We start from the raw sequence: 26370 nt of genomic DNA, 5'->3' as shown, positions 1-26370 counted from the left end.
CCCACCAGCAGGTGCTCAACGCCGCGGGCTCCCAGGCGCACGCGCCACCCCGCTCATGACACGACCACAGATCCACAGCCCGCCGCCGTAACCGGCGGTGGGCTGTGTCGCCGCCGCGATCAACTGGGGGCGCCTGGATCCCGCCCGTGCTCTGGCTGGTCTGGGGCCTGGCCCTAGCCGCCTGCCATCACCGTCGCGATCGGGCGGTGCCGGTCACTCTCGCGGGTGGAGCCGCCGGACGGCGGTGGTGTGCCGGGCCAGGGCGTCCGGCCGGGGGCCGATGCCGATGCCCGGCCCGGCGGGAACCCGCAGGAGGCCGTTGTGCAGGACGAACGGCTCGGTGATGTCCTCGGCGAAGTAGCGGTTCGAGGCCGACAGGTCGCCGGGGAGGGTGAAGCCGGGCAGTGCCGCCAGCGCCAGGTTGGCGGACCGGCCGATGCCGGTCTCGAGGTTGCCGCCGCACCAGACGGGGACGCCGTGCGCGGCGGCGAGGTCGTGGATCCGCCGGGCCTCCAGGTAGCCGCCGACCCGGGCGGGCTTGACGTTGATGACCCGGCAGGCGTCGAGCGCGATGGCGGCGGCGGCGTCGCGCGCGGTGTGGATGGACTCGTCCAGGCATATCGGGGTGGTCAAGCGCTGCTGCAGTTGCGCGTGGGCCTGCAGGTCGTCTTCCTGGAGCGGTTCCTCGATCAGCAGCAGGCCGTACTCGTCCAGACGGCGCAGGTGCCCGGCGTCGCCGAGGGTGTAGGCGGTGTTGGCGTCCACCTGTAGCGGGAGGTCGTCGCCGAATCGTTCCCGGACCGCGCGCACGGGCTCCAGGTCCCAGCCAGGCGCGATCTTCAGCTTGATCCGGGCGTACCCGTCGGCGAGATACCGCTCCACCATGTCGAGCAGCTCGCCGGCCGAGTCCTGGATGCCGACGGACACGCCGACGGGAACGGCCTCCCGCGCCGCGCCCAGAAAGGTGCCGAACGACATTCCATAGGCGCGCAGTTCGGCGTCCAGCAGCGCCGTCTCAAGCACCGCCTTGGCCAGCCGGTTTCCCTTGACCGCCGCGAAGACAGGGCCGAGCGCGGCGACCCGCGGCTCGGGCAGCGCGAGGACGCCGGGCAACAGGAAGTCGCGGACGATGATCTCGGCGGAGCCCGCGAACTCGGAGTAGTAGCCCGGTTCAGGGTCTCCTGCGAATTCGCCCCAGCCCTCGGCGGTGTCGGTGACGACGTGGAGCAGGAACGTCTCCCTGGCCGTCATGGTCCCGGTGGAGATTCGGAAGGGGCTCACGAGCGGCAGCGCGACCTCGATCAGGTCGACGTACTCGATCCTCATCGGCGGGCCATCGCCGGGCTGTCCATCGGCGCCTTCTCCGGTGCGCAGGCCGGGCGGGGCGATCCGTCTCGTGTGTCCCGCACCACCTGAAATGGCGGATATGTGTTAGTAACTTATCCCGATGGGTCAGCCTGACCAAGGGCTGTAGAGATCGCTTTCTCGGGAGGGGAACGCGCTCGGCCGAGTTGGGCTGGCGGCGATGAGGCAGGTAAATGGCCGGGGGCCCGGTTCGCCGCGCGGCGATTCGCCCTGCTGGCGGACGGTGAGCGTAGCGGGTGACCGATGCCCGCGCTGGTGCGGCCGGAGGCGGGCGGACGACGGCGAGCCGCGTCCGGGATCGGCCACCGGCCGGATCCGGCGCATGTTCTGGTTCACATCTCACATTTAGGAATTCCGCCGACTCATCGCCCATTCTTATTTCCGAAAAGTGCGGTTGGACGTCCCGCTGCCGCGGCGCCGTTGAATTCGCTTGATTACCGACCGCTGTCAAGGAGATCGTCTCCGGGCGCCTCGATGTGGCACTTCGCATTCATGCCTTCACTTGGCGTCCAATGCGATGCCGTCCGCGTCGCTAATCTCCGCGGGAGCGCCAGAAGGTGACATATGCGACATACCGCCATCTTGGGCACTCGGCCGCCCTCTACTCTGGGGCAAGACCGCTCGATCGCTCCGGTGGCGCCCGCCGACGCACAACTCATGCCCTCGGCGCAAAAACCGTGGACGAACTTAGACCGGCAATTTAGCTGCAGTATGCCGACGTATCCCTGGCGAAACCCGGCACTTCGCCCAGGGGAGCGGCCGGTGATATAACTTCCTTTCGGGATGCATCCATCTAGCGATGCCCGCTTTGGCTGTTTCGCGCTCGGCGCCGCTCTCTCCGCCGTGAACGAAGCCAGGTGGGCGGCGCTCCGGAATCAGCATCGACGATGGGCACCGCGCCGAGGTACCCGCCGTCCTAAGAAGACCTCGGTGTCGAAGGAGTTGTGATGATCCCCACCCACCACGATGTGATCATCGTCGGCGGAGGCATCATCGGAGGTGGGATCGCCGAACAGTTGCGATGCGGCTCACGCCTGCGAGTGAGCATAGTCGAGCAGGAGCTCGGCGCCCGCGTCAAGACCAGCGCCTCGCAGGCGGCGGCAGGTGGGATCAATCCGCATCTCTACGACGAAGGACACGGCGCACTGGGCCCGATGGCCCAACGCAGCCGAGACCTTTACCCGGGATGGATCGAGCGGCTGTCCACCGCCTGGGGGCAGTCGCTCGAACTCCGCCCTTCCGGCCTCCTGTGCGTCGCGGTCGAGGAGAAGGAGCACAACCGGCTGATCAACGATGTGCTTCCCCTCCTCCACGAGCGCGGCGTGACCGCCAGGGAACTCGGCGCCGACGAGGCGCGCAGGCACGAGCCGCTGCTCGGGCCCGCCGTCATGGGAGGGCTGTGGCTGCCGGACGACCTCTCGATCGAGCCCATGCGCGTGATGGCCGCGCTTGAGGCCATCCTGAAGGCCGACAGCGGCTTAACCTGCATGCCGGAACGTGCCGAAGACATCCGCGCGGACGCCGACGGTGTCCAGGTCGTACTGAGCTCCGGACGCGTCCTGCGGTCCGATCAGGTGGTCGTCGCGGCGGGGCACCTGAGCCATGAGCTGGTCAAGGAGTTCATCGACTGGCGGGACGGCGACTTCAGCCCCGTCAAGGGGCAGATTCTCGAGGTCGCGGCTCCCGCACGCGGCGGGCTGGGCACGCAGTGCGACGCGCTGGTGTCCGGCGACAAGAAGACGCACATCGTCCGCGCGACGCCCTACGCCGAGGGCCGGGTGGCCGTGGGCGTGACCCATGACCGGGGCGACGCCTCGCCGGGGACGTCGCCGCAGGCCAATGAGTCCATCCTGCGGAACCTGAAGCGGATCCTGCCGGCCGTCGCCGAGTGGAAGGTCATCGGCGCCCGCGCCGGGGTCCGGCCGGGAACGTCGGACGGGCTGCCGATCCTCGGCTATGTCGATCCCTACCGCCGCGTGCTGGCGGCCACCGGGCACAGCGGCCTCGGCATCACGCTGGCGCCGCGCACGGCGCAGCTGGCCGTCAAGCTGCTGCTCGACACGCCGCTGACCGAGGAGGACCGCGCCGACCTGCATGTGAGCAGGCCGGAACGCCTCGCTGCGAGCCGCCCGCGCTAGCCCCCGCCCGCGCCGGCCCGCGCTCGCGTCAGCTTCCGCTCGCGCCGGCTCAGCCCAGCCCTGACCATTCGCTCTCCGTTCGCAGCACCAGGCGCAGGCTGTTGAGCGCCACGTGGTCGCGGATCCGGTTGATGGTCAGGTCCCACTGCCGGGTCAGGCCCTGGAAGCGGTCGAAGGCGTCCCAGAGCCCGTACAGGCCGGGCTGGACTCGAGCCTTGGGCATCCAGTGGTGCAGCAGGTGGTCGATGACGGGTCCGATGTGCTGGAGCGTCCGGTCCAGGTCACCGGAGCCGGGCCGCGCCCGCTCGATCTGGCGGCTGACGAAGTCGAGCAGCCAGTCGTGCAACGCCAGGTCCTCGACGAGGTCGAGGAGGTCGGACACGTCCGGCCAGACGACCGCGAGGCGGATCAGGCGGGTGCCCTCGGGCAGGACGGTGAAGCGGTAGAGGCCCGGGTCGCCGTTGTCCCGGACGGGCTGCAGCGCCCACCGCCACCGTCCCAGCGGGGCGTGCAGCGGCTGCTTGCCGTCGAGCAGCCTCGACCGCTGGAGGTTGAAGACCGTGGACTCGGCGGTACGCCCCATCTCGATGTTCAGGTGGCCGTTCTCGGCCTGGGCGAATCCCTCGGCCGCGTCGTCCAGGCGCAGCCGGCCCAGGTACTCGACCACGCCGGGGGTGGCCAGGTAGTGCGACCATTCCCGCCGGTACTGCCGGGACGACGGCACGAGCGTGGTGTGCGAGCAGGTCTGCACGATCAGGCCGCCTGTCAGGGTGGCCCGTGTCGCGAACGTGCCGACGCCCCGGACGTGACGTCCTGAGCGTGAAGGCATGAAGCAGTCGATGCCGGCCAGCCGCTGGGGCGAGACCGCGTAAGCGCGCGGATACGCGGCGTGCCGCACCTGCTCGCCGGGCACCAGGTCGAGCAGCCTCACCGTCTCCGCCATGGACAGCTGCGAGGAGTGCCCGAGGAGGCCCGTCCGGATCTCCCCGATGGAGAGGGTGCCCTCAGAGGCCGTCGCTGAAGACATGGGAGATCCTGCCGACGACGTCATCGGATAGATCGACCTTCTGGGCCGTGGCCTGGGCGGCGGTCTGCTCGGTGACGGCCGGGTCGATGGAGACCTGGTCGAGGATGGTCCGCACGGCGGCCTCCACGTCGGCGAACCGGGTCTCGAGCAACGACACCGTCTGGAACGCGGCGAACGGCTGCGCGCCGTCGGCGAGCTGGACCAGCGGCGGAAGATCCTCCCAGCGGTCGGGGTACTCGCCCGTCCACCGCTCGGGCGAGATCACGGGCTTGCCCTGATGGCGGAGAAGCCCCAGCCGGAGCAGCTGCCAGACGGCCGAGAGCAGCGCGCAGGACCACCGCCGCCGGCCGTCGGGTTCGTCCCAGAGCTGGACCTCCATGCAGATGGAGTGGCTCCGGGCGCCGTTCTGCTCGGGAGGGCGCCAGGGCCGGGTGGCGAGCGCCTCGTCCAACCCGTCGGGCCTGAGCCTGTCCCTGCTGTTGGAGACCCAGCCGGTCATGTGGACCGGGGGGCGGAGGCCGTTGCTGCCCCGCGGGGGGTCGGAGACGATACGCCCGAGGACGAGCTCCGCCGGAGACACGTCGCCGGCGCAGGCGCACGCGGACTCCCTCACCAGATAGTCGATGCCGAGCCCCGCGTCGTGGGCCGCTTCGAGCAGTTCGGGCACGAGCTTCTTGGGCGAGGCGACCTGGCTGAAGTAGTCGTCGACCAGGAAGCAGGTACTGACCCTCAGGGGCGCGGGATGGCGAGCGCGGACGAAGCCCGCCCAGGGGCTGATCTGCGCGAAGTGGCGGCGCAGGGCCTGCGGGCCGTCGAGCAGGTCTTCCATGTACAGGTGGCCGAGCTCGAGCGACAGGTGCGAGCGCGGCACCCGCTCCACGCGGGGCTGGCTGGTGAGGACATCGACCTCCAGCTCGGGTTCGGTCATAACCGGCTCCAGGCCGCCGGCTCGTCCAGATTCGCGGCGAGCGTGGCGAACGCGTCGACGGTGGTCTCGTTGGCGATCTCGGCGTAGACGTCCTCGTCGGTGATGAGCTGTTCGCGCCACTGGAGCACCGGGTCGACGGGCACCGTCGCGATCACGGAGGTGCGGCCCAGACCCGCGATGTTGGCCTGTTCGTTGAGGCCCTTGTCGACCTGGCGCAGCCACGCCTCCTGCTCGGGACGCAGCCCCAGCAGGCCCTGGTCGATCTTCGGGTCGATCACCGCCGTCCGGACGAAGCGGATGCGGCGGCGCAGCTCGTCGCGGTCGTGGCCGAACAGGTGGCCGAACTCCAGCAGCCCGCGCTCCTCGAACACCAGGTCGGCCGCGGCCGAGATGTGCTGTCTGGTCCAGCGGTGGAAGACCAGCCAGCGGGTGTCGGAGATCCGCTTCTCCCGCGCGGTGACGGTGAGGATCATCTCCGCCGCGTGAGAGCGCCCGGCGCTCAGGTCGATGAAGATCACCGAGAACTGGCTCTGCAACAGCAGCAGCAGTTCGGCGCAGCGCTCGATGACCTCGGGCTTGGCGGTGAACTCGCCGCCGCCCAGGTCGCCGGGGTACAGGACGAGGTTCCCGGCGCCCGTCGGCCGGGGACCGGTGCCCGGCGGCCGGCGGCTCTCCGACCAGATGTCGACATAGCCCGGCGTCACCGTCTTGCCCTGCAGATACCGGTGGAGCCCGTCCTCGGCCTGGGTCCCGTGGGTCATCCGCTCGACGCCGAAGATCGCTCCCGCGGTCGGCGAGCCGAAGTCGAAGTCGAGGTAGCAGACGTCATCGCCCTGGATCGCGCGCCGGTAGGCGACGTTGCATGTGGTGACCGAGCGTCCGGTGCCGCCTTTGTCGGAGGTGGCTATGACGAGCACGTCAACCGGCCCCTTCCGCGGCGTTCTGCCGGGCCACCCTGACCTTCTCCAGGGTGCGCAGGATGTCCATCACGGTCGCGATGGCGGTGGCGGGTCGCAACGACGCGATCTCATGAGCATGGTTGAGGTTGAGCCGTGCCTCCTCCAACTGGACGCGCAGCGCTCCCCGGTCGACCACATTGGCCTCGAGAAGCTCCAGGTCGAAGAGGTTGTCGGTCTCACTGAGGATGGCGCGGGCCACCGCGTGGATGTTGGCGCTGCGGGGGAGCGGGTCCTGGATGAGGCCGATCGCCATGACGATGCACTCGACGATCCGTTCGGTGTAGTACCAGGACGGGCGGTCGTTGTGCTTCTTGAGGCCCTCGAAGACGTTGGCCGCGTCGTCCCAGAGGCCCGCGTTGACCGAGTGCTCGATCCGGCGCTGGAAGATGTGCACCCAGATCTCGTCCGCGGTCTGGATGAGGTCTTCCCGCAGGTCGGCGTCCCTCGTCAGCCTGGCCAGCCGCAGGACGTTCTTGAGCAGCAGCGGTGAGAAGTCGTTGAGCCGCCAGAACAGATCGGGCCCGTCGCGGCCGCTGCCGACGAGCTGGATCTCCGTCCCCGGCGTGTGGTAGCGGACGGCGGCGTCGTCCCGGGTGGCCCGGCTGGTCACGCGGCCGCGCTCGCCCAGCTTCATGAGGATGTCGGCCAGCCGCGGGCGTTCCATGGTGCTCGTGGTGCCGCGGACCTCCTGGTCCTGCAGCACCAGGGAAATGATCAGCAGACTGAAGTGGTCGGACTCCCGGTCGTCGGTGGTGCGCCAGGGCAGGTCTTCCAGGGGCCGCCGGCGGGCGTCGCCGAAGGTCGCGATCGTGCCCCAGTACCGCTGGGTGAGCTCCCACCGCAGCTTGAGCGCGCCGGCGAGGCGTTGCTGCTCGTCGTTGAGGAGGCCGAGGACGGTCGTGCGTCCGGAGAACAGGTCGGTGATGCCGTCAAGGGCGTTCACCGTGAAGTAGAGGAAGGGCGCGCTCTCCGCGATGCCGCGGCGCTGGTTCGTCACCGAGGGGACGCCCTCCACGTCCGGGGCGTCCTGGGCGATGCCCCACGTCCAGCCGATCTCGAACAGCCGGTTGCGGTTCTCGATCAGTTCGGCGGCGCGCTGCTGGCGGAACCCGAAGGTCACTTCCCCGAGGGAGGCCCGGATCTCCTGCAGCGACGAGCGCAGCTCCTCGGCGACCTGGCGGGTCGAGCGGTTGGACCGGTTCACCGTGCCGAGCAGGGCCAGGCCTTCTCTGGAGTCGGGCGTGAAGACGTTGATGACGAAGCTGCGCAGCAGGCCCACCATCGCGGCGGTCAGCCGGACGTTCGCGATCCGCTCGAGGTGGCGCACGCGGGCTTCGGCCTCGGGGCTCATGACCGTGCTGCTGAAGCCGCGGACGAGCGACAGCGTGCTCAGCATGAGCGAGACCGCCATCGAGAACGAGTCGACGACGTCGACCTGCATCTGCTGCGGGGTGGGTTCGGTGCCGTCCTTGGCGCTCTTGAAGTAGCTGCCTCCGGTGAAGGACGGGCCGTCGTCCTCGGTGTAGTACTCGATGTGCTCGATGAGCAGCTCGACCAGCCGCTGGGGGATGTCCAGCTCGTCGCCGAGCGGCCGGAGCACCTCAAGGATGTCGTCGGCGGTGTCGTCGGGCTGGTCGATGCGGAAGTAGGGAAGAACGGTCGCCGGGTAGATGATGCACAGGAGCTGCTCGGCATCACTGATCGAATTGCGTTCGTATCGGCCGCCCCATTGCCACTTGTCTCCATCGAGCGAGACTTTCATGATGGAGCGCCAGAGGTTGAGGAGTTCTTCGCGTGGCTGAATCCTCATCGTGCTCAGCTTTCAGTTGATCTTTTGATACCGCAAGCCAAGATCATTCCAGTATACCCCGAACGGATCGGCTCTTCCTCCGCGCTCAGCCGTTTCACATGGTGCAGTTGTGTGCAAAAAGGCATGGACGCGACGACGTCCTCGATCGATACCGCCACGGCCGGAAAGTCTTGATCGCCGACCCGCCAGCCTTCGGAGTTCTCCATGAACCCGACGGCGAACGGAGCGCCCGGCCGCAGTGCGCTGGCGAACCTCGCGAGTGCCGTCCGGAACTCCTCCCTGTCCCCGGATATGGATTCGGCGACGAAGAACATCGTGCCGACGTCCCACTGCTCGGCGGGCAGGTCGAAGACCGACGCCTGCTTGATCTCGATCCGGGTGCGGGCCCTGACGGCCTCGTCCAGCGGGCCGGCGGCCGCGTACGCGGGGATCTTGGCGAACTCGTCCCAGAAGGGAGTCCAGGCCGCCAGCGGGCCCTCGAGCTCGCGCGTGAGCCAGTTGATACTGGAGGGAGACAAGTCGATCAGTGTCAGGGTGGAGCAAAAGGGGAGCATGGAGAAGGCGGGATAGAGATTGGCTCCGGTGCCGACATCGACGCCTTCGAGGTCGGTTCTGCCCTGAAGATGATCGACCATGAAGGCACCGATCATTGCGACGAAGCTCAGGTCGTCCCCGTGCGGATCCTGGTAGTTGGACTGCCAGTACGTCGGCAGGTCCATCTGGTTCCAGGAAACCTCTCGGTTGAAACTCGAATTCGCTGACCGTTCCTGGCCAAGATCAGTCTCGCGGTGCATGGGCAATAGTCCTCCCGAAACGTCCCGCAATCATTGTAGAAATGTATACGTGATCGCGCATCTTGGATCAAGAGTGCACCGACCCCAGGCAGGTGGGCATGTCCGCTTTTGTAATCCGGGAACTACGGGAGCTCGATGAGCTGGCCGCGGCCTGCGAGTTGTTCGACCAGATCTGGGGGTTCGAGGACGGAGCACTCTCGATCTTGCGGGAGATCATGCGCGGCTACGCGTATGAGGGGAACTACGTCGCCGGAGCGTTTCTCCAAGGTGCGCTGGTCGGCGCGTCGGTCGGTCACTTCGGGCCGCCGCACAGCCGGGCGCTCCTGTCGTATGTGACCGGCGCGGTCCAGCCGCACGCCGGTCTGGAACTCAAGCTGCACCAGCGGCGCTGGGCGATGGACCACGGGATCGAGCGGATCATCTGGACCTTCGACCCCCTCGTACGCCGCAACGCGCACTTCAACCTCGCGAAGCTCGGCGCGCGCGCCGAGGCGTACCTCGAGAACCACTACGGCCAGATGCCCGACGCCATCAACGGGCAGGACAGGTCCGACCGGATCAGGGTCGTCTGGCACATCACGGAGCCCGACGTGAGGGAGGCGGTCGTACGCGGCCGTCCAATGCCGATCAAGGTTCCGGCCGATGCGCAGCGGCTGCTCGTCGTCCGGCCGGACGGGGGGCCGGAGATCCGCGTGACGGACTCCGAGACCGTCCTGCTCGAAGTGCCCCCGGACATCGAGGGAATCCGGGCGGCCGGCTCCGACCTGGCCGCCCGCTGGCGCGGCGCGGTCCGGGACACCCTCGGCCGGCTCGTCGCGGACGGTGGAGCGGTCCTCGGGTTTCACGACAAGGCCAGCTACGTCGTCCAGCAGAAGTGATCAGGGAGGCCGCGCGGACTTCAGCTTTGGAGGTTGTTGAGCGTGACGAGAGAGCCCTCACCGTCCATCACCGCCGGCGCCGTGCTCAGGAAGATCGCCGCCGCCGCGGCCGCCGGGGCCTTCGCCTTCATCATCACCAACTACGTCGCCGACCAGTCCATCGCCCAGTCGCTCACCCTGTCGGTGCTGATCGGCAGCGTGATCATGCTGGTGCAGCTGCTGATCGACTTCGATGGCCGGGTCGAGGGGATCGAACGGTGGATGCGCGCCACCGATCTGGCCATCGAGTCCTCCAAGTGGCAGCAGGCACTGGGCGACTCGGCCCTGGACCGCGAGGCCTTCACCCGCTTCCGCGAGGCCGTGGTGAACTTCGGCCAGGACTGCCCGCCGCTGATCAGGCGGTTCACCGAGATCGTGGTGAAGGGCGACACCGACCTGATCGACCGGCTCAGCCGGGGCGAGGGCGAGGTGACCTGCGACGGTGAGGACCACAACTGGATCCTTCAGCTGACCCACGCCACCATGAAGACCCTCGACGCGACCAGCACCACCACGGTCGACGGCAAGGGGGAGAACTTCAGCGGGGGCTTCTGGACCAGCGAGCACGGCCGGCGCTACCTCAAGGCCCAGGTCGACGCCAAGGGCCGGGGAGTGACCATCCGCCGCCTGTTCATCATGGAGGCCGACCCGGACGTCAACGACGAGGACTTCCGGTCCATCACCCAGGAGCAGCGCGGCGCGGGGATCGAGGTCAGGGTGCTCCGCTACGACCAGATCCCCTCCATCCTCGACAGCCAGACCGATTTCATCCTCTTCGACGAAGAGGTCGCCTACGAAGTCGTCCCGGCCTCGAACCGCCAGCTCGGCTTCTTCATGACCCGCCTCCGGACCCGGACCGACTACACCCGCGCGTGCAAGGAGCGCTTCGAACACCTCTGGCAACTCGCCGAGAGCAGCGCCCCGGGCCGAGTAGAGCCCTGACCGGGCCCCGCGGCTGAAACCCTGCGCCGCCGCGCCCTTGCCCCGCGTCTGCACCGGGGAGGGGCTGCCTCAGGCCGGCTTGCGCCAGACGGAGACGTACTTGGCGGAGTCCTGGGTGAACGGTGCCCCGTCCCAGTCCGCGACGCGCCGTTCCAGCTCAAGCCCCGCGATCCGCGCCATCAGGTCGAGCTCCGCCGGCCACGCGTACCGGTGCCGGGAGCTGTCGCGGCGGTAGCGGCCGTCCTCGCCGTCGCTGGTGAGGTGGTGCGAGACGAGCACCTGCTCGACCAGGTCGAAGGTGTCGAAACCGAGATGCCGCTCGGAGACGTCGAACGGCACCGCGACCTGCCCTGGTGGCAGGAACGGACGCCCACCCGCCCGGTTCCGATGGCGAATTCCAGCGCCCGGCCGTCTCCGGCGAGTTCGGCGAGGAAGGCGAGAGCCGGTCCGAGCACAGCGGCCGAGGACATCTCGCTCTCCTCGGCGTCATAGCGGTCGGCGGTCTCACGGGGCCACAGCTCACTGCTCGTCACGGTCGGCCACGATGCCGCGGACGGACGGAAGCTGTCCATCGATTTTGACCCGCCCGGCTTGTGGTGCAGCGGCCGGTGCGTGATGGCCGAAGAGTGACGCACGACCGTCGCGCATCTCCAGCCGCAGCAAAAGACGATCTATATCGTCGCCTTAATTCGGTCGACCACATTCGATAAACGCCTCGAATATAAGCGAGCGATGGGCTCGGCGCGGTCAGTGCCGACTGCTTCTTGCGTTACGTGAGCCTGACATGCCGGTCACCTTGGGGAGCGGCAATTCTGGGCAATGGAAACAGGGCAGGATCGTTCCAGGTCTGATCCTTTTCTTCGACCGTCCCCCCGCGGAGTCACGATGCAGGAGCCCAAAGCCTTCCCGTTTCCGACCGACCACGCCCTGCGCCCGTCCCCGCTGCTGAGCGAGGCGCGCCGGGCGGGCCCCGTCCGTGTCCAACTCGACTACGGGGCGCCCGCCTGGCTGGTCACCTCCTACGAGGACGCGCGCCACGTCCTGAGCAGCCCCGTCTTCGGCCGCGACTGCGAGCGGGCCGGTATCCCGGCCGACCAGGTCGCCGGGATGACGCCGGTGGACCCGGCCAGCCGCACCCTGCTCACCACCGACCCGCCCGAGCACACCCGGCTGCGCCGGTTCATCTTCCGGACCTTCACCCCGCGCCGGGTCGAGGACCTGCGGCCCGGCACCCAGAAGATCGCTGACCGCCTCCTGGACGCCATGGTCCAGGACGGTCCCCCGGCCGACCTGGTGGACGTGTTCGGGCTCGCGCTGCCGGTCGAGGTCATCTGCGACCTGCTCGGCGTCCCCGCCGCGGACCGGCCCCGCTTCACCGCCTGGACCGACGCGCTGCTCAGCACCGAGCTGACGATCGAGGAGGTCCAGGCCAGCATCGGCGAGATGAACGCCTACCTCGGCGCCCTGGCGGCGCATCGCGTGCGCCACCCCACCGACGACCTGATCGGCGCGCTGGTGCGGGAGCGGATCGAGGGGGACGGCCTCACCGAGGACGAGGTCAACAACCTGCTGCGCGCCCTGCTCGCCGCCGGCCACGAGACGACCGCCTCGCAGATCCCCAACTTCGTCTTCCTGCTGCTGCGCGACGGCGGCTACGCGCGGCTCGCCGCCGATCCCGGCCTGGTCCCGGCCGCGGTCGAGGAACTGCTGCGGTACGTGCCGCTGATCGCCCAGGGCTCGATGACCCGCTTCGTCCTCGAAGACGTCGAGCTGAGCGGTGTGCGCCTGCATGCGGGCGACCAGGTCCTGATCGAGCTGGCCGCCGCCAACCGCGACGCGCGGGCGTTCCCCGACGCCGAGACCATGGACCTCACCCGGCGGGACAACCCGCACATCGCCTTCGGCCACGGCATGCACCGCTGTGTCGGCGCCGCGCTGGCCCGGATGGAACTCCAGGTCGCCCTGGCCACCCTCGCTACCCGGCTTCCCGGCCTCCGCCTCGCTCAGCCGTCCGACCAGGTGCCCTGGCACATGAACAGGTTTGTGCGCCGCCCGCGCAGGCTCATGGTCACGTGGTGAGTCGGCCGCGCCCCTGCAGCGTCGTGCCCGCGACCGTGGCCAGGCCGAGTTTTCGCATGATTTTCACGTGCCATTCCCTCCTGATCCCTGATGCGATTCCCGTCACGCCGAAGTCGGCGGCTTAAACGGGCTTTCCGGGTCATCGGGGATGATGCTGGCATGCCGGAGGGTTCTGCCGCCCCTGGAAGAATCCAGGGTCGCTACCGCTCGCCGGAAACCGCCAATCCATCCGCCCTCGGATGCCTGAACGGAATCACCATTACCCGCGCCCTTTCGGACGCCCAGGTCGGACTGGTACGCCGTGAGCACCCGGCTCGGCGGCGAGGAGCAGGGGCCGGCAGGGTTGGGACGGGGCGAATGGCGGTACCGTCCGGCCGGGCGCGCGGCGGTTCGACGGCGGTGAGCTGCGCGTTGGACGATGGTGAGCGCCGCGTCGATGGCGAGCACGGCGGTTTCATGGAGAGGCGTATCACCCGGGAGGGGAACGATGCTGTTCAGGAAGGAGGTCCTTGAGGGGATCGCGGGCGGGCGGATCGACCGGGTGTTCCGGGTGTGGGCCGAGCCCCGGGTCCGCGCGGGGAGCACCCAGCGCACCTGGGCGGGGATCATCGTCATCGACTCGGTCACGGCCGTCACCCCCGAGGAGATCACCGAGGAGGACGCCCTCCGTTCGGGCTTCAAGAGCCGCGCGGCGCTGCTCACCGCCCTCTCCAAGAGCACCAAGGAGGGCGCCTACCACCGCGTCATGCTCCATCTCGGCGGCCCCGACCCCAGATCGGAGCTGGCAGGGAACGCCGACCTGACCGACCAGGAGTTGGCCGACCTCGAAGCCGCCCTGGACGCCGTCGACGCCCGCAGCCGCCGCGGCCCCTGGACCCGCGAGGTCCTCCGCCTCATCGAGGAACACCCCGGCCTGCGCGCCCAGGATCTCGCCGAACGTCTGGACCGCGACAAACTTCCTTTCAAGGCCGACGTCCGCCGCCTCAAGTCCCTCGGCCTCACCGAAAGCCTGGAGACCGGTTACCGCCTCTCCCCGCGCGGCAAGGCCCTCATGGCCTACTTGCGATCCCTGGGCGAATGATCTTGAAGAGTCGTTCGACGAGGTGACCCGACCCGGGCCGCGGTCGGCCTGACCTGCGATATGGGCTTGACACATACTTTTCCTACCATAATTATAGGAATATGGCGCGCGCACTGACCGTCCGGCGTGTGGTGGACCACATGCGGCTGGACAGCACTCTCTGTCGCTGATCCCGATCTGCCCTCTTCCCTCCTCCCCTCGAGTTCTCCTCTCGCGAGAACCCCGCCGTGCCATGTCCGGACGCGGCGGCGGTCTTCTCGCTCGTTCGTGAAGGGCCAAATCAGCCATGTCGAGTTCTGTTCCGCACGCCTCCCGAGCGAAAGCCCCGCGCCGTCAGACACCGCTGGTCTGCGCCGTCCTCGCCCTGCTGCTGAGCCTGGTCGCCGCCTGCGGCGGGTCGGCCACGGCCGGGGGCGGCGGCTCCGGGCGCGGCACGGTGATCAAGCTGAGCGACCCGGGCAACGCCGGTGTGCTCGCCTACGCCAAGCGCGAGAAGATCTTGGAGAAGCGACTCAAGGCCGTCGGCGCGCGGGTGGAGTGGGGCGGCTCGTACGCCTCGTTCACGGCGACGATCGACGCGGTGCGCTCCAGGTCGGTGAACGTGCTGGAGGGTGCGATCTCACCGGCCGTGGGCTACCTGGCCAACGGTCGCGACCTGCGCATCTTCGCCGCCGCCGACCGGGTCGCCGACAAGGCCGCGCCCTACGAGGACGGCCTGGTCGTCAAGGCCGACAGCCCCGCCAGGACGGTGCGCGACCTCGTCGGCAAGCGCGTCGCCGTCAACAAGGCCGGACGCGGTGAGTACCTGCTGCTGCTCGCGCTCAAACAGGCCGGGATCCCGGCCTCGCAGGTCCAGCGCGTCCATCTGAACCCGGCGCAGGGCGCGTCGGCGTTCGCGACCGGCAAGGTGGACGCCTGGTGGGCGATCGTCGACGCCTATCCCGAGGTGGTCGCCAAGGGTGCGCGGGTCCTGCTGCACGGCCGCGACCTGCCCGACCGCGACCTCACCATCTTCGCCGCCCGCACCGAGGTGCTCCAGGCGAACCCGCGCGCCGTCCAGGTCTTCCTGGACGTGGTCCGCGAGCTGACCGAGCAGGAGAAGCGCGACCCGCGCAGGTTCCAGAACGTGTTCCTCGACAAGGGCCCGACCGCCCTGTCCGGTGCACGGCTGGACGACGCGATCGCCAAGGCCCGCTACCAGAACGTGCCGCGTCCCGTCACCGACGCCGACGGCGCGCACGTCACCGCGGTCGCCGGTCTGTTCCAGGAGCAGGGCGTGCTGCCGAAGGCGATCCGGCCCGAGGACGTCCTCTTCAAGCTGGGGGCCGCCCAATGACCGTGGCGCAGCGAGGGCCTTCAGGCCCCGAGGGAGTCGGGCCGCGGAAGGGCAGGGCCCGATGACCGCCGAGATCGCGTCCGATGCCGGGACCGTGGCGCGGCGTCCAGCAGCGGGACCCGTCGATGAGCTGCGCCCGCCGCCGTGGATCGGGCAGCGGCGACGGCGTCCGGCGATCTCGCTGGCCCTGCGGGTGTCGGTGCCGCTGGCGCTGCTGGTCGCCTGGTGGTGGGGGGCGGGCAGCGGCCGCATCCCGCCGGACGTCCTGACCGGACCGGGCGCCGTGCTGTCCGCCCTGGGGGAGCTGGCCTCCACCGGGCAGCTCGCCGACTACGTGCTCGCCTCGGCGCGGCGCGCGGCCCTCGGCGTCCTGGTCGGCTGCGGTGCGGGGCTGGTGCTCGGCGCGGCCGCCGGGCTGTCCGCGCTCGGCGAGGAGCTGATCGACCTGACCCTGCAGATGAAGCGGGCGGTGCCGTTCCTGGCGCTGGTGCCGCTGTTCATCTCCTGGTTCGGCGTCGGCGAGACGTTCAAGGTCGCGCTCATCGCGGTGGCCGCGTCCGCGCCCATGTACGCCTACGTCTACCTGGGCGTGCGCAGCGTCGACCGCAAGGTGGTCGAGGCCGCGCGCGGGTTCGGGCTTCGCGGGGCGCGGCTGGCGGTGTCGGTGGTGCTCCCGTCCGCGCTGCCGAGCGTGCTGATGGCCCTGCGGATCAGCCTGTCGGTGTCGCTGACCGGGCTGATCGCCGCCGAGCAGCTCGGCGCGACCGAGGGCATCGGCTACCTGGTGACGCTCGCCCAGCAGTACTACCGCAACGACTACATGGTGCTGTGCATCCTGATCTACGCGCTGCTCGGGCTGCTCATCGACCTGGCGATCCGGGGTCTGGAACGGCTCGCCACGCCGTGGCGCGGGCAGGTGACGGCCCGATGACCCGCGACGAGCGCGAGGTGGCGGTGCGGGTGCGGGGGCTGCGCAAGGCGTTCGGCGCCAGGACCGTCCTGGACGGGATCGACCTGGAGGTCAGGCGCGGCGAGTTCTTCGCGCTGCTCGGCCCGAGCGGCACCGGCAAGACCACGCTGCTGCGCCTGCTGGCCGGCCTGGAGCGGCCCGACGCGGGGACGGTGCTGACCGCGCCGCGCGTCACCACGGTCTACCAGGAGCCCCGGCTGGTGGTGGCCAGACGCGTGCTGGCCAACGTCACGCTCGGGCTGCCGCGTTCGACGCGGGGCAAGGGCGGCCGCGCGCTCGCCGAGGTCGGTCTGGGCGGACGTGAGCGCGCCTGGCCCGCCACCCTGTCGGGCGGGGAGGCGCAGCGGGTGGCGCTGGCCCGCGCCCTGGTGCGCGACCCGCAGGTGCTGCTGCTGGACGAGCCCTTCGCCGCCCTGGACGCCCTGACCCGGCTGCAGGCCCAGGATCTGGTGGCGGAGCTGTGCGCGCGGCACCGTCCCGCGGTCGTGCTCGTCACCCACGACGTGGACGAGGCGGTGCGCCTGGCCGACCGGGTCGCGGTGCTGGACGACGGCGCCTTCGTGGTGGACCGTGCCATCGACCTGCCCCGTCCCCGCGGCGCGTCGTCGGCCGCGTCCGACCCGGCGGTGCTGGAGCACCGTCGTGAGCTGCTGGCCCGCCTGGGCGTCGCCCCGCCGTCCGGCCAGGCGTCCGTGCCGTCCGACCGAGTAGCCCTGCCGTCCGGCCAAGCCGACCTGACGTCCGACCGAGGAGTGATCGCATGAGCAGTCCGCGTAACCGTGGTGTCGACAAGATCTGGTTCACCCGCTGCCCGGTTCCGACCGCCAGCGGCCTCGCCCACCGGCTCGGCGGGCTGGCCGAGGCGTTCGCGCCGTTCGGGCTGGAGGTGGGCGTCCTGCAGGACGCGGAATCCGAGCTGGCCCGGCACCATTTCGACCACGACCTGCCGGGGCTGTTCCGCGAGGGCGGCAACGTCCCCGCGCTGGCCGCCCGCAGTGAGGGCGCGCCGACCAGGCTGATCGGGCTGACGTGGATCGAGGAGTGGCAGTCGGTCCTCGTCCGTCCGGGCTCGGGCATCGAAGGGCCGCAGGACCTGCGCGGCGCCCGGGTGGCGCTGCCCGGCTGGGCCCGGACCAGGGCGCAGAGCTTCCCGCGCGCGATGGCGCTGCACGGCATCAAGGGCGCGCTCACCCAGGGCGGCCTCGGCCTGGACGACGTCAGGTTCGTCGAGGTCGCCGCCGACCTGTCGCCATCGGTGGGACGGGACGCGCGCGGCGGCCGCATCGCGTGGCCCGGCCTGGACGAACTCGCCCGCGGGCAGGTCGACGCCGTCTACGTCAAGGGCGCCCGCGCCGCCGAGCAGGCCGCCGCTCTCGGCCTCGTCGTCGGCGTCGACCTGGACGCCCATCCCGACCCGGCGACCCGCGTCAACAACGGTACGCCGCGGCCGATCACCGTGCACGAGCGGCTGCTGGACGAGCGGCCCGAGCTGGTGACCGCGTTCCTCGCCGCCACGCTGCGCGCGGCCGACTGGGCCGCCGCCGACCTGGACGGCGTGCGGCGGATCCTCGCCGGGGAGACCCGGTCGGGCGCGTCCGGCGTGCGCACCGCCTACCGCGACGGGTTCCACCGCACGCTGCGTCCCGACCTCTCGCCCGAACGCCTCGACCTGCTCGTGAAGCAGAAGGACTTCCTGCTGCTCCACGGCTTCCTGGCCGCCGACGTGGACGTTGTGTCATGGGCGGAGCCCGAGCCGCTGCGCCAGGTCTCCGCGAGGACGGCGGCATGACGCCCCCCGGCCGTTTCGGGGGGTGCGGGGAGCCGTCCCCCCACAAGAGGCCGTTCAGGTTCCTGCTCACGCTGCCGACGACCGGGCCGGACGCGACCCCGGCGCCGCTGCCGGAGTTCGTCACCGACATCCGCCAGGGCCGGTACGGGCCCTTCGACACGATCGGCGAGGTGGGACGCGCCGCCGAGGTCACCGGGTTCGACGGGGTCGTCGCTCCCTTCGCGCCCGACGCGGAGGAGTCGCTGGTGGTGGTCGCGGGGCTGCTGCGCCACAACCGCTGGATCCACGGCGTCGCGGGCTTCCATCCGGGCGTCGGGACCCCGGTGTACGCGGCGAAGCTGTCGGCGTCGCTGCAGCGGTTCACCGAAGACCGCTTCGGCTGGTGGCCGGTCGTCGACCTTCCCCCGGCGACGGCGCGGGCGCACGGCGATTTCCTGGAGGGCCCCGACCGGTACGCCCGCGCCGACGAGTTCCTCAGCATCGCCAAGGGCGTGTGGGAGCACGAGGACTACACCTACGAGGGCAGGTTCTTCCAGGTCCTCGCAGGCGGCTTCCAGGGTCCGCTGGCCGGACGGCGGTTCCCGGCCGTCCATCTGTCCGGCGTTTCGGCCGACGCGCTGGACCTGTCGGCGAAGCACGCCGACGTCCACGTCTTCGACGTGACCGACGACCTCGACGCGCTCATCGCCGACCTCGGCGAACGCGCCGCCGGGCACGGCCGGAGCGTCGCCTCGGGACTGCGGCTTTCCGTGGCGGCGCGCGAGGACGAGGCCGAGGCGCACGCCGTCCGGAACGTCCCCGAGCATGCCCTCACCGGGTCGTTCGAGCAGGTCGCGGCGGAGCTGCGGGGCTATGCCGACCGGGGCGTGAGCACGTTCGTCCTGGAGCCGCCGCCGCGCGTCGAGGAGATCTACCGGCTCGGGGAGCAGTTGCTGCCCCTCTTCGTTCGGGAGCACGCCCATGTCGATTGACATCTACTGGCGCATCGGGACGCACGGCGACCAGCCGTCGCTGCGCCGCCGCCTGGTGACCCGCGGCGACTGGTCGCCGGTCGTGCCGGGCAGCATCACCCCGGGGCTGCGCGAGGGCCGTCCGGACGGGTACAGCCACCTGGACCACATGGCCGACGTCGCGCGCTCCACCGAGCTGTCGGGGTTCGTCGGCGGGCTGCTGCCCTCGTTCCCCTTCACCGACGACCCCTGGGCGGCGGCCGCGAGCCTGGCGCGCGAGACCACCGGCTACCGGTTCATGATCGCCTTCCAGCCCGGTTTCCTGCACCCGGTGCAGGCGGCGCGGATGTCGGCGAGCCTGCAGCGCGCCACCGGCGGACGCGTCGTCTACAACATCATCTCCGGCGGCGGCGGCCCCGCCCAGCTGTGGTGGGGCGACAAGGTCGGCCACGACGACCGGTACGCCCGGACCTCGGAGTTCCTCGACGTCCTCAAGGCCGTGTGGTACGGAGGCCCGGTCACCCACCACGGCCGCTTCTACCAGGTCGACGGTGCGGGGCTCCCCGAGCGCCTCGCCGGGCAGCCCTTCCCGGAGGTCTACTTCTCGGGCTCGTCCAGGGCGGCGATCGAGGCCGCCGGGCGGCACGCCGACTACTACCTGTCGTGGCTGGAGCCGTTCCCCGCGCTGGCCGCCAAGTTCGACCAGGTCCGCGAGCACAGCGCCGCCATCGGCCGGTCACCCAGGTTCGCGGTGCGCATCGATGTGCTGGCCCGCGAGACCGAGGACGAGGCGTGGGCGGAGATCCGCCGTGGCTGGCGGCACGTCGACCCCGAGCGGCTGCGGGGCCCCGAGTCCACCGGCGACTCGGTCGGGTGGCTGCGCAGCTCGCGGTTCATCGACTGGCCGGTGCGCACGCCCCGCGAGCTGGAGGCGAGCCCCAACGTGTGGGGCGGGTTCCACCTGCTGCGCGGCGGTCCCGCGTTCGGGCTGGTCGGCAGCTACGCGCAGGTCGCCGCCCGGCTCGACGAGCTGATCGCGCTCGGCGTGGACGCCTTCATCCTCGCCGGGGTGCCGCACCTGGAGGAGGCGCGCCGCATCGGCGAGAACGTCCTTCCGCTGCTGCGCGGCCGCTGGCCGGACACCGCGCCGGACACGCCCGTCCCCTCTCCCGAAACGCTCGAATCACCCGAAGCCCTTGAATCTCCCGGAACGCTCGAAGCGAAAGGATCCACCCGATGACCCGCGTCGGCTTCTTCCCCCACAACAACTCGCTCTGGGTGCTGCGTCACCGGGGCATCCTGGAGCGGTCGCTGCCGGACGTGGAGTGGGTGGACCTGCGGTCGCTTCCCGCGGGCGCCCGTCCCGCGCCCACGGAGGGCCTGCCGTCCGCGCACGGCGACCACCTGTTCGACGGCGGCTACGACTTCATCGGCACCGGCTCCACGCCGCCGGTCACCGCGCAGGCCCGCGGCCACGACATCGTCTACGTGGCGATCTCCGGGCCGCGGGTGGACAACGGGCGGCTGGTCGCCCTGCCCGGCTCCGGCATCGACTCCCCGGCCGACCTGGCCGGGAAGCGGGTCGCCCTCGGCCACGGCTCCTGGCAGACCACGCTCCTGCTGCTCGCGCTCGACCAGGCCGGGCTGACCTGGCGCGACATCGAGCCGGTCGACGCCGGGGCCGAGGGCGCGCAACTGCTCCTGGACGGCAAGGTCGACGCCTGGACGGGCAGCTACCCCGCGCTCGCCGCGCTGGAGAGCGAGACGGAACCGCGGACGCTGATCGAGACCGACGGGCTGTTCAGCCACCGCTCGCTGTGGTTCACGCGGCGCGACTTCGCCGTCCGGCACCGCGACGTCCTCGCGGCCATCGTCGCGGCGCTGCAGGAGTCGGACGCCTGGATCCGCGCCAACCCCCGCGAGGCCGCCGCGCTGTTCGCCGCCGACGATGGCGACGACCTCGACGCGTGGGAGCACGCGCTGCGCGGCCGCCCGTTCGGGCTGCTCCCGGTCGGCGACGACTTCGTCGCCGAGCAGCAGCGGGCCGCCGATCTGCTGCACGCCAACGGCCTGCTCGACCGGAAGATCACCGTCGCCGACGCCGTCCTCCCGGACCTGGCCGATCTGGTCACCCGCGCGTAGCGGACGGCCGGCAAGCCCGCCGGGTGCGGCCGGCCGGGAAGCACGGGCGATCCGGTGAGGCCGCATCCGGCCTGAACGTGGGTCTCCTCGCGTGCGGTGAATCGTGTGAGTCTGCTCCTGACTCTGATCCCGCACTCGGGAGTTACCCCATGGTAAAGATCAAGATGATGGCGCACGGCCTGCTGCTTCCGCTGGTGGCCGGATCGACGTTCGTGACCGTGAACACGGCCGTCAGATCGGCCGCGGCGGCCGAGGATCCCAAGGCGGGTGATGCCTGTACGGCCGCCGATCTGGGCAAGAGACATCCGTTCATCAAGAGCGCGGTGACCGATCCCACCATCACCCATTTCAAGGGGTACTACATCACCGACGGCTCGACCGGCACCCAGAGCGTCACGATGAGCACCCAGACCGTGATCGCGGTCGAGGTCGGGAACACGACCCAGATCAGCAGCGGGTTCAGCATCGGAGCCCTGTTCAAGGTCGAGGCGTTCGTCAACCGCACGGTGAGAAAGTCCACCGCCACCACCAACGCCCAGTCCCAGACCATCACCTGGAACTTCCTCAAGCCCGGCTACTACGGCCTCTACCAGGGGACGAGCAAGGTCACCGGCGTCTACGGCAGCCTCAACTGCGGCCGGGTCGACCTGGGCGGCGGCCGGTTCGCCACCCGGTGGGCCGAGCGTCCGGGAGGCACCTACACGACCTTCTCCACGATCGAGGAGGGGGCCGTCCGATGCGAGGACAAGGTGCCCGCGGGCAGCATCATGAGCAAGGCCCAGAAGGTTCTGGGCTGCACCGGAGCCCCGGCACAGGCGGCGCCGCGCACGCCCGCCCCGGCCGCGAAGGCTCCGTCCGGCCGCGTTGCGGCGCCCGCGGCACTGCCGCCGGGTTTCACCTGCTTGGCGGGCTACTACCGGATCGCCACGCCCGATCGTCTGCTGTTCTGGTGGAACGCCGACGGCACCGCCGAGTTCCGGCTGCACGCCTGGGCGAAGTCCACCAGGGTGCAATGGCAGGTCTGCCAGGGACCGACCACCAACGGCATGGTCGAGCACGTCTTCCTCACCCGCCAGAGCAAGAAGTGCCTGACCTTGAGGGCCGCGGACGCGCCCACGGAGAGCGCCCCGTTCTTCGAGGAAGCATGCCGGACCGTCGACGATGGCCAGCGGTTCTACGTCTACCAGGACGTGCCCGGCTCGAACCTCGTCGGCCTGCAGAACAAGATGACCGGATTCATGATCGGCCAGGAGCGGATCACCGACAACGAGACCATGCGGCAGTACAGCACCGGCAGGCCGGACGGAACGGGAACCTACGTCCTTGAGCCGATCCCGTAGGGACATCTGTTAGTTCACTGGGTTAGCGCAGCTCGGCCGGTTGCGACGCCATCGGCCGACAGCAGCGGCGTCCGCGCGGGCGCCGCTGCGGCGTCGCAGACCCGCCGACGCCGCGGGCTCACATGCCGACGGTGGGGCTGCGGCGCTCAAGCAGGACGACGTCGCGCCACTCGCCGTGCAACCGGCCGAGGTGCCGGCGAGTGCCGACGGTGCGGAATCCGGCCTTGGCGTGCAGCCGAAGGCTGGGAGCGTTCTCCGGGAAGACGCCGCTCTGGACGGTCCAGATGCCGCCGGACTCGGTGGCGGCGATGAACGCGGCCAGCAGCCTGGCGCCGACACCCCGGCCCCGGGCATGCGGGCTGATGTAGATGCTGTGCTCGACGACGCCGGCGTAGCAGCAGCGGTCGGAGACCGGGCTGGCGGCGATCCACCCCAGCACGTCGGTGCCGGGGGCCGCGCCGGGATCGGCGGCGACGTACCGGTACCGGTCGAGCTTGGCGGCGTCGAAGTCGGCCCAGGCGGGTGCGGTGGTCTCGAAACTGGCGTGCCCGGTGTCCAGGCCGTGCTGGTAGATCGCCAGGACCTGGCCGGCGTCCTGAGCCGTCATGGCGCGGATGTCGATACCGGGGCCGTGCTGCTGGGGGAGGGGCATGGCGCTCTCTCAGACGTGACGGGCGGGCGCGTGAAGCGCGGCCGCGTGACGAGCGGAAGCGGACATCAAAGGGCTCTCCCAGGAGAGCGGGTGGTGGGCGTGGCCGGGGCGGGCCGTCCCATGACCAGATCGGCGGCAGTGGGAAAGCACTCCACGCAGGCGTCGTTGATCCGGTAGAGGCGAGTGGTACCGCGCTGGTCGGCGAGGACGAACCGCACCTCGCCCAGCACCTTCAGATGGGCCGAGACGGTGGACTGGCCGACGCTGACCTGCTCGACGATCTCGCCCACGGTCATCGGGCGGCCCCGGCGGGCCAGCAGCGACACGATCTGGATCCGGGTGGGGTCGGCCAGCGCCCTGAACCAGGAGGCGTACTCCGCGGCGGTGGGCCGGTCCAGCGGCCCCCTCTTCCTATCCATCGTTCATCGACGATAGACGATGAGACTCGAGGAGGAAAGCCGGGCTCTGCCGGGACGGTTCGTCAGCGGTCTTCGCCTGATCTCGTCATCTGTCTCTTGCGGCGGGCGGTGCGGTACCGATGGCGAAGAGGGCGGCCAGGACGGCGGCTCCGGTGAGGGCCAGGAACATGTTCGGGTAGCCGCCGAGCACGGCCGCCAGAGCGGCTCCGGCGAAGGGGGCCATGGCGGTGGCGGTGGTGATCGGGGCGGCCAGGATTCCGGACAGGGAGCCGTACGCGGCCGTGCCCCAGCGGTCGGAAACGGCGGTGGGCTGCAGGAGCGTGGCGATGCCGCGGGTCGTCCCGGCCAGGAACGCCACGGCGATGAGCAGCCCGACCGGGCCCGGGATGACGGCGAGGGCGGCGGTGGTGACGGCCGACAGGGCCAGGATCGAGACCGTGCGGGCGCGGACGCCGGTGCGGCGGGCGAGTGCGCGGTAGCCCAGGCGTCCGGTGACCTGGCCGATGCCGCCGAGCCCGAGCGCCCAGGCCGCGACGCTGGCGTCCGCTCCGCGGGAGGTGAGGAGCGCGATGAGGTTGACCACGACCGCGAACCCTGTGAAGGCCGACAGGGTCAGCGCCGCGGCGAGCAGGAGGAACGGCCTGCTGCGTACGGTGCCCCACACGGCGGCGCGTCCCATGACGTGGTTCGCGGCGGGCGCGGTCCGGTGCGTCGCACCTTCATGCGGTGAGGGCCAGGGCCGCCGTAGGGCCAGCCAGTGCAGCGGGACGGTCACCGCGGCCAGCACGGCGGCCAGCACCAGGTAGGAGCCGCGCCACGACAGCTGGGATGACAGCGCGTCGGTGAGCGGCGCGAAAACGGTGCTGGCCAGCCCGGCGGCGAGGGTGAGGGTCGTCAGCGCGGTGACGTGCCGGGGCGCGTAGTAGCGGGTGAGCGCGGCGAACGCCGGCTGGTAGAGCACGGCGGACATCGCGGCACCGGCCACCAGCCAGCAGGCGGTGAACCACCAGAAATTGGGCGCCGCCGCCAGCCCCAGGACCGACAGCGCGGCGAGCACCGATCCGCCGGTCATCAAGGCGCGTGGGCCCCGGCGGTCCAGGGCGCGGCCCACCGGTATGCCGCCGAGCGCGGCGACGATCAGCGCGGCGGAGAACGCGGCGGTGATGGCACCGGTCGACCAGCCGGTGTCGCGGGTGATGGCGGGAGCCAGCACGGGAAAGGCGTAGTACAGCACGCCCCAGCTGGTGATCTCGGTGACGCACAACGCGGCCAGCGGGCTGTTCACCGCGCGCCGGGCCTGGACACGCGCCGACCGGGCGCCCGCGGCCGGAGCCGCCGGCGCCCGGCCCTGGGCGGCCGGTTCGGCCGCGTCAGGCATCGGCGCGTTCGGCCTCGCCCGAGTGGCCGTGCTCGATCCCGGTGGTGAAGCCCAGTCCGGCCGGGGCGCCGACGCCGATGCTGATCGGCTCGGGCGCCGCTGTGCCGCAGCACGAACCGCCTGCGGCCTGGGTCCCGGCCTGGCCGGTGGGCTCGGCTGCCGGGGTGGCGCACGAGGTTCCGCATCCGCCCTCTTGCGCGCCGGCGCCGGGCAGTTGGTCGTCGGTGACCAGGTTGGTGGAGCAGACGCCGGTCTCGGGCAGGTCGAGCTGGACGGTGTCGGCCGCCTCCCGATCCCCGGCGAGCGCGGCGACGATGGAGCGGACCTGCTCGTATCCGGTGGCCATCAGGAAGGTGGGGGCGCGGCCGTAGCTCTTCATCCCGGCCAGGTAGAACCCGGTCTCGGGGTGGGCGAGGTCGCGTTCGCCATGCGGCGGGACGGTCCCGCACGAGTGGAAGTTGGGGTCGATCAGCGGGGCGAGTTTGGCGGGGGCCTGGACGGCGGGGTCGAGGTCGAGCCGGACCTCGCGCAGCATGTCCAGGTCGGGCCGGAACCCGGTGGCCGCGACCACGGTGTCGGCCGCGATCACGCTCTCCCCGTCCGGGGTGGCACCGATGACCCGGACGGCCTGGTCGGACGAACTGGCGGTGAAGCGGGCGACGGTGAAGCCGCGGACCAGCTCGATCTCGCCGTCCTGCACGGCCTTCTTCAGGCGGGTGCCGAGCGCGCCCCGCGCGGGCAGGCCATCGGCGTCGCCGCCACCGTACAGGCGGGCGACCGACGATCCGCGCACCGCCCAGGTGATGCGCGTGCCGGGCGCGGCCTTGGCGAGTTCGGCCAAGGCGAGCAGCGTGTTGGCAGCCGAGTGACCCATGCCGACGACCAGCGTATGACGTCCGGCGAAACGGTCACGATCGCGGCCGAGGACGTCCGGCAGCGGCCCGGTCAGGTAGGGGGCGGCCTCGTCCTCGCCGGGCGCGGGCAGGCCGGAGTGGCCGAGCGGATTGGCGTGTCCCCACGTCCCGGACGTGTCGATGACCGCGCGGGCGGCCAGATCGGTGACGGCGCCGTCGGGGCCGACCGTCCGCACCAGCAGCGGCTGCTCATCACGTCCGACGGTGCGGGTGACGTCCATGCCCTGCCGGGTGACGGCGACGACGCGGGTACCGGTGCGGACACGTCCGGCCAGCTCGGGCACCTCGGCCAGCGGAGCCAGGTAGTCGCGCACCAGTTCCTCGCCGGTCGGCAACGCGTCGGAGTCGGGCAGCGTCCAGCCGGTCGGCTCCAGCAGGCGGCGCGCGGCGGCGTCGGTGTCGTACCGCCATGGCGAGAACAACCGGACATGCCCCCACTC

The 26370-nt window shown here is 70.8% G+C and carries 25 protein-coding genes; 13 read left to right on the top strand and 12 right to left on the bottom strand.

Annotated features, from left to right (window positions below):
• Positions 1-213 precede the first annotated feature (213 nt).
• Positions 214-1326: an o-succinylbenzoate synthase gene (gene menC / locus ETD83_RS05775; RefSeq protein ID WP_138644001.1), complete on the bottom strand. Its 1113-nt coding sequence runs from the start codon at positions 1324-1326 to the stop codon at positions 214-216.
• A 986-nt stretch (positions 1327-2312) separates the two neighbouring features.
• Between menC and ETD83_RS05770 the strand changes: the two genes are divergently transcribed.
• Entirely contained in the window at positions 2313-3503 is a 1191-nt protein-coding gene (locus ETD83_RS05770) for an NAD(P)/FAD-dependent oxidoreductase (RefSeq protein ID WP_138644000.1), read from the top strand.
• A 49-nt stretch (positions 3504-3552) separates the two neighbouring features.
• Here ETD83_RS05770 and ETD83_RS05765 read toward each other — a convergent pair whose 3' ends face one another.
• Genes ETD83_RS05765 through ETD83_RS05745 form a run of 5 tightly spaced genes read right to left on the bottom strand, consistent with a single transcriptional unit; the run spans position 3553 to position 9021 of the window.
• On the bottom strand, positions 3553-4530 hold the full coding sequence (locus tag ETD83_RS05765) for an SCO2521 family protein (protein ID WP_138643999.1): 978 nt from the start codon (positions 4528-4530) through the stop codon (positions 3553-3555).
• Complete coding sequence (locus ETD83_RS05760; protein WP_138643998.1) at positions 4508-5458, bottom strand: SCO2522 family protein; 951 nt, start codon at positions 5456-5458, stop codon at positions 4508-4510. The genes ETD83_RS05765 and ETD83_RS05760 overlap by 23 nt, the downstream gene beginning before the upstream one ends.
• Positions 5455-6375, bottom strand: coding sequence for an SCO2523 family variant P-loop protein (locus ETD83_RS05755; RefSeq protein WP_138643997.1), 921 nt, complete (start codon positions 6373-6375; stop codon positions 5455-5457). The genes ETD83_RS05760 and ETD83_RS05755 overlap by 4 nt, the downstream gene beginning before the upstream one ends.
• A 1-nt stretch (position 6376) precedes the next feature.
• Positions 6377-8227, bottom strand: a complete 1851-nt coding sequence (locus tag ETD83_RS05750) for an SCO2524 family protein (protein ID WP_138643996.1) — start codon at positions 8225-8227, stop codon at positions 6377-6379.
• Positions 8228-8232: 5 nt separating this feature from the next.
• Positions 8233-9021 (bottom strand): SCO2525 family SAM-dependent methyltransferase, encoded by a 789-nt coding sequence (locus ETD83_RS05745; protein WP_138643995.1) that lies wholly within the window; start codon positions 9019-9021, stop codon positions 8233-8235.
• 98 nt (positions 9022-9119) lie between these two features.
• On the opposite strand from ETD83_RS05745, the gene ETD83_RS05740 reads away from it, so the two are divergent.
• Entirely contained in the window at positions 9120-9899 is a 780-nt protein-coding gene (locus tag ETD83_RS05740; protein WP_138643994.1) for a GNAT family N-acetyltransferase, read from the top strand.
• A 42-nt stretch (positions 9900-9941) separates the two neighbouring features.
• On the top strand, positions 9942-10880 hold the full coding sequence (locus tag ETD83_RS42255) for a DUF6879 family protein (protein ID WP_171064038.1): 939 nt from the start codon (positions 9942-9944) through the stop codon (positions 10878-10880).
• Positions 10881-10949: 69 nt separating this feature from the next.
• On the opposite strand, the gene ETD83_RS44215 is transcribed toward ETD83_RS42255, so the two are convergent.
• Both ETD83_RS44215 and ETD83_RS42250 read right to left on the bottom strand, forming a co-directional pair.
• The gene (locus ETD83_RS44215; RefSeq protein WP_230420708.1) at positions 10950-11219 is read right to left on the bottom strand and encodes a hypothetical protein; all 270 of its coding nucleotides are present in this window, start codon (positions 11217-11219) and stop codon (positions 10950-10952) included.
• Positions 11220-11399: 180 nt separating this feature from the next.
• Positions 11400-11543 (bottom strand): hypothetical protein, encoded by a 144-nt coding sequence (locus ETD83_RS42250; RefSeq protein ID WP_171064037.1) that lies wholly within the window; start codon positions 11541-11543, stop codon positions 11400-11402.
• Positions 11544-11765: 222 nt separating this feature from the next.
• Between ETD83_RS42250 and ETD83_RS05725 the strand changes: the two genes are divergently transcribed.
• The 10 genes from ETD83_RS05725 to ETD83_RS05680 all read left to right on the top strand — a co-directional run bounded on the left by ETD83_RS05725 (position 11766) and on the right by ETD83_RS05680 (position 22567).
• Positions 11766-12959 (top strand): cytochrome P450, encoded by a 1194-nt coding sequence (locus tag ETD83_RS05725; protein WP_138643993.1) that lies wholly within the window; start codon positions 11766-11768, stop codon positions 12957-12959.
• A gap of 487 nt (positions 12960-13446) precedes the next feature.
• Entirely contained in the window at positions 13447-14040 is a 594-nt protein-coding gene (locus ETD83_RS05720) for an ASCH domain-containing protein (RefSeq protein ID WP_138643992.1), read from the top strand.
• A 286-nt stretch (positions 14041-14326) separates the two neighbouring features.
• Positions 14327-15376 (top strand): ABC transporter substrate-binding protein, encoded by a 1050-nt coding sequence (locus ETD83_RS05715; protein WP_138643991.1) that lies wholly within the window; start codon positions 14327-14329, stop codon positions 15374-15376.
• Positions 15377-15437: 61 nt separating this feature from the next.
• Complete coding sequence (locus ETD83_RS05710; protein ID WP_138643990.1) at positions 15438-16307, top strand: ABC transporter permease; 870 nt, start codon at positions 15438-15440, stop codon at positions 16305-16307.
• On the top strand, positions 16304-17110 hold the full coding sequence (locus ETD83_RS05705) for an ABC transporter ATP-binding protein (protein WP_138643989.1): 807 nt from the start codon (positions 16304-16306) through the stop codon (positions 17108-17110). Before ETD83_RS05710 ends, ETD83_RS05705 begins: the two co-directional genes overlap by 4 nt.
• Positions 17107-18135 carry an ABC transporter substrate-binding protein gene (locus tag ETD83_RS05700; RefSeq protein ID WP_138643988.1) on the top strand — a complete coding sequence of 343 codons (1029 nt, stop codon included), beginning with the start codon at positions 17107-17109 and terminating at the stop codon, positions 18133-18135. The genes ETD83_RS05705 and ETD83_RS05700 overlap by 4 nt, the downstream gene beginning before the upstream one ends.
• Positions 18132-19106 carry an LLM class flavin-dependent oxidoreductase gene (locus ETD83_RS05695; RefSeq protein WP_171064036.1) on the top strand — a complete coding sequence of 325 codons (975 nt, stop codon included), beginning with the start codon at positions 18132-18134 and terminating at the stop codon, positions 19104-19106. The genes ETD83_RS05700 and ETD83_RS05695 overlap by 4 nt, the downstream gene beginning before the upstream one ends.
• Positions 19096-20325 carry an LLM class flavin-dependent oxidoreductase gene (locus ETD83_RS05690; RefSeq protein ID WP_138643986.1) on the top strand — a complete coding sequence of 410 codons (1230 nt, stop codon included), beginning with the start codon at positions 19096-19098 and terminating at the stop codon, positions 20323-20325. The genes ETD83_RS05695 and ETD83_RS05690 overlap by 11 nt, the downstream gene beginning before the upstream one ends.
• Positions 20322-21227, top strand: coding sequence for an ABC transporter substrate-binding protein (locus ETD83_RS05685; protein ID WP_138643985.1), 906 nt, complete (start codon positions 20322-20324; stop codon positions 21225-21227). Before ETD83_RS05690 ends, ETD83_RS05685 begins: the two co-directional genes overlap by 4 nt.
• A gap of 149 nt (positions 21228-21376) precedes the next feature.
• A complete protein-coding gene (locus tag ETD83_RS05680) occupies positions 21377-22567 on the top strand; it encodes a hypothetical protein (protein ID WP_138643984.1) in 1191 nt (396 codons plus the stop codon).
• Positions 22568-22685: 118 nt separating this feature from the next.
• Here ETD83_RS05680 and ETD83_RS05675 read toward each other — a convergent pair whose 3' ends face one another.
• From ETD83_RS05675 to ETD83_RS05660, 4 genes are all read right to left on the bottom strand, one after another.
• Positions 22686-23219: a GNAT family N-acetyltransferase gene (locus ETD83_RS05675; protein ID WP_230420707.1), complete on the bottom strand. Its 534-nt coding sequence runs from the start codon at positions 23217-23219 to the stop codon at positions 22686-22688.
• Positions 23220-23284: 65 nt separating this feature from the next.
• Positions 23285-23638 (bottom strand): ArsR/SmtB family transcription factor, encoded by a 354-nt coding sequence (locus ETD83_RS05670; protein WP_138643983.1) that lies wholly within the window; start codon positions 23636-23638, stop codon positions 23285-23287.
• Between the two features lie 85 nt (positions 23639-23723).
• The gene (locus ETD83_RS05665) at positions 23724-25016 is read right to left on the bottom strand and encodes an MFS transporter (RefSeq protein ID WP_138643982.1); all 1293 of its coding nucleotides are present in this window, start codon (positions 25014-25016) and stop codon (positions 23724-23726) included.
• A partial coding sequence (locus ETD83_RS05660; protein ID WP_138643981.1) for an NAD(P)/FAD-dependent oxidoreductase occupies positions 25009-26370 on the bottom strand: 1362 nt, incomplete at its 5' end. The genes ETD83_RS05665 and ETD83_RS05660, both read right to left, overlap by 8 nt.

Source organism: Actinomadura soli, from assembly GCF_005889715.1.
Classification (GTDB): domain Bacteria; phylum Actinomycetota; class Actinomycetes; order Streptosporangiales; family Streptosporangiaceae; genus Spirillospora; species Spirillospora soli.
This window is presented reverse-complemented; position numbering and strand designations above follow the sequence as displayed.